Source organism: Alkalibaculum bacchi, from assembly GCF_937875145.1.
Taxonomy (GTDB): Bacteria; Bacillota; Clostridia; order Eubacteriales; family Alkalibacteraceae; genus Alkalibaculum; species Alkalibaculum bacchi_A.
On record NZ_CALNCS010000096.1, the window covers coordinates 1 to 3104 of the forward strand.

Sequence of the window (3104 nt, forward strand, 5' to 3'; positions counted from 1 at the left end):
GGTGATTATATGCTTTTTCCTTCCCTTTATCAGTCCTTTTATACACATGTAGCGGCAAGCTTGCTATGGTTTCAGCAATTATTCTTACGCAGGCATATACAGCTGTTGTCTGCATGGCAGTTCTTTCATTGACTGTCTTGCCACTTGATGTTCCTCCGAAAAAGAAACTATATCGACTACCTCCAAGGCTGTTCTTGGGTTTGTCGCGGGAACGGAATAGGTTTCTAAATGGGTTTATATGATCACCTCCTGAAAATAGGCATAAAAAAAGCACCTCGATTGAGATGCTGTGTTGGGTCGTAAGAGAGTTATACTTCCGGAATAGCAAATGACCCGTTTTCAATTCTGTTCAATAATTCACGGGCTGTTTGTGCGGCTTCCGGAAACTCTCTTTGTAATCTGCTGGAATTAGCTGCTAGCTCTATCGCTTGTACAATTCGTCCAGCGCGAATTATCCGCCATAGGGAATTGAGTCGTGTACGGGTACCACCTTCGTTTTTATCAGGGCCCTCACCATTATTGAATATCTCTTCTACGAGATGAGTTCTTTTGACATCATCACGCAATTCATCAATACGAACTAAAAAGGCTTCAGTATATAATGCGACAAACCACAGGCCTGCAGAACGGTATGCATTCTGGAATTGCTTATCTGTAATTGTTAATACCACTTTCTTCACCTCCTTCTGAAACTATAGTAGCAGAAAAAGTGCAGCTTGACTTTAACATTTCAAAAATCATACGACGGCTACAAGCTGGCTGTTTTTCCGGAAGATACAATTTCACTTCCATCAGTTTCAAAGCGCATATATTCATGCGGAAGGTCTTTGCTAAATGGATTCTACAGCACCTAAATTTCAGATAATTTTTAAACACTCTGATTCTATAATACATTCTTCACAATTAGGATTTCGTGGTCTGCACCAAGTTCTCCCAATCTCCCAACATGAAAAATCTATTATACCAGGAAACTCTGGACACAATTCTCTTGCTTTGTAAATAATAGAGTCAATGTTGGCATCTTTATCTACAAGTCCACTTCTTCTTAATACTCTAAGAATATGTACATCCGGTGAAATATCTATGGAGTAATAATCGGAAAATGGAACTTTATATTGTCTAGCTAGAATATTAGTAGCCATAGTAGCTATTTTTATTCCAACGCCATTAAATTGTAAAAATCTATAGACCACAGTAGCACTACTCGGATTATTTGCCCATATTTTTGCGGCATCACCATCATAATCTTTTACAATTCTTTTCACAGCACTATAAAATACATTAGCCATTGTATCATTGAAACGGTGGAGAGTATTTTCATTAAATAATTTTAAATACTCTTCTAGAGATATACTATTTAAAGTCTCAATAGAAAAATCACCTATGATTTTCTTTAGCCTTATTGGTATCATCCAGGCAATTTCAGCTTTAACCTGCCTATCCATACAGCAAGCTAATACATAAGCATGAGGGAAATTTATAATATCATTTAAGAAAGCATTTGCTTCTTGATCCTCAACTAATTGGGCAGAATTTTCCTCAGGATTATCAAATCTCAATTTACCAATTGTCACTAATAAATGTTCATCTTTCTTTTTTACAATCATCCCGTCCCCCTAGGTATCTAAATCATAATATTTTTGCATTTTTGCTTTTATTTTCTAAACTTGTTACTTATAATCATATCACAAAAATAGGATGATTATATGAAAAGGATTCCCCTTTCGTCATAAACGCTCGCGCCTGTAATGCCTCCACACCTTATCGCTCGGTCAAGTGCCATAATCGTTGCTATAACACCGTCGATTCGTTCAGTGGACTTTTCCTTATCCGCTTTGATATTACCTGCAGGATCTGTTCGAATGTATATGTTATCCATCATCCATCGAAGAACCGGATGTCCACCATGAGCAATTTTCTGCTCCAAAGTAAGATTCATCAGTTCTTTGGTAGGCGGTGACATATCCTTAAACCCCTGACCGAAAGGTACCACAGTAAACCCTAAACCTTCAAGGTTTTGTACCATCTGCACCGCTCCCCAACGATCAAAGGCAATTTCTCTAATGTTATATTTCGTGCCAAGTTCTTCAATAAAGGTTTCAATAAAGCCATAATGGACCACGTTGCCTTCTGTGGTTTTTATAAATCCTTGCTTTGCCCACAGATCATAGTTAACGTGATCACGCCTCACACGTAAATCAACTGTGTCCTCTGGGATCCAGAAGAATAGCATAACAATATATTTATCATCCTCATCTAGCGGCGGAAATACCAGGACAAATGCTGTGACGTCGGTAGAAGAAGATAGGTCAAGGCCACCATAACAGACACGGCCTTCCAACGATTCCGGGTCAACTGCAAAAGCACAGGCATCCCACTTATCCATTGGCATCCAGCGCATTGATTGCTTAACCCATTGATTGAGCCTGAGCTGCCTAAAGCTATTCTCCTCAGCAGGATTCTGCCTTGCTGATTCAAAGGCAGCTTTGACTCTGTCCATACCTACTGTAATGCCAAGAGAAGGATTTGCCTTTTTCCACACATTCGGATCCGTCCAGTCATCTTCAAGTGCAGCACCATATATAACAGGGTAGAAAGTTGGATCGTGCCTTCTGGTGCACTTCCCAGCAGATGCTGTTCTGATTGTCCCCAGCAGTAGTTATAAGAAAATATAGTGGCTGCATTCTTGCATCACCACTACCCTTAGTCATTACATCGTACAGCTTTCTATTTGGCTGAGTATGAAGTTCATCAAATACCACACCATGAGTATTGAAGCCATGTTTATTAGCTACATCAGCAGAAAGTACTTGATAAATGCTATTTGTCGGTTTGTAAATAATTCGCTTTGTGGAGTCAAGGATCTTCACCCGTTTTGCTAAAGCTGGGCACATCCGCACCATATCAGCTGCTACATTAAAAACTATCGATGCCTGGTTACGGTCTGCAGCACATCCGTAGACCTCTGCACGTTCCTCATTATCACCGCATGTGAGCAACAGGGCAATAGCCGCCGCAAGCTCACTTTTTCCCATCTTCTTGGGTATTTCCACATAAGCAGTATTAAACTGCCGGTATTCATTTGGTTTAAGCGTTCCAAATAC

Annotated in this window: 2 protein-coding genes and 2 pseudogenes; all 4 read right to left on the reverse strand. The window is 39.9% G+C overall.

Going from position 1 to position 3104, the window contains the following annotated elements; all coding sequences use genetic code 11:
• A pseudogene (locus Q7P22_RS06240) lies at positions 1 to 238 on the reverse strand (phage portal protein); the annotation flags it as partial.
• Between the two features lie 70 nt (positions 239 to 308).
• Positions 309 to 671: a hypothetical protein gene (locus tag Q7P22_RS06245; RefSeq protein ID WP_303862035.1), complete on the reverse strand. Its 363-nt coding sequence runs from the start codon at positions 669 to 671 to the stop codon at positions 309 to 311.
• A 186-nt stretch (positions 672 to 857) separates the two neighbouring features.
• A complete protein-coding gene (locus Q7P22_RS06250; protein ID WP_303862038.1) occupies positions 858 to 1607 on the reverse strand; it encodes an iron-sulfur cluster loop in 750 nt (249 codons plus the stop codon).
• 95 nt (positions 1608 to 1702) lie between these two features.
• Positions 1703 to 3104 (reverse strand): annotated as a pseudogene (locus tag Q7P22_RS06255) (terminase large subunit); the annotation flags it as partial.

Excerpts from the sequence above, each read along its gene's own strand:
- Q7P22_RS06250 (WP_303862038.1), bottom strand. The coding sequence starts at position 1,607 with ATGATTGTAAAAAAGAAAGATGAACATTTATTAGTGACAATTGGTAAA.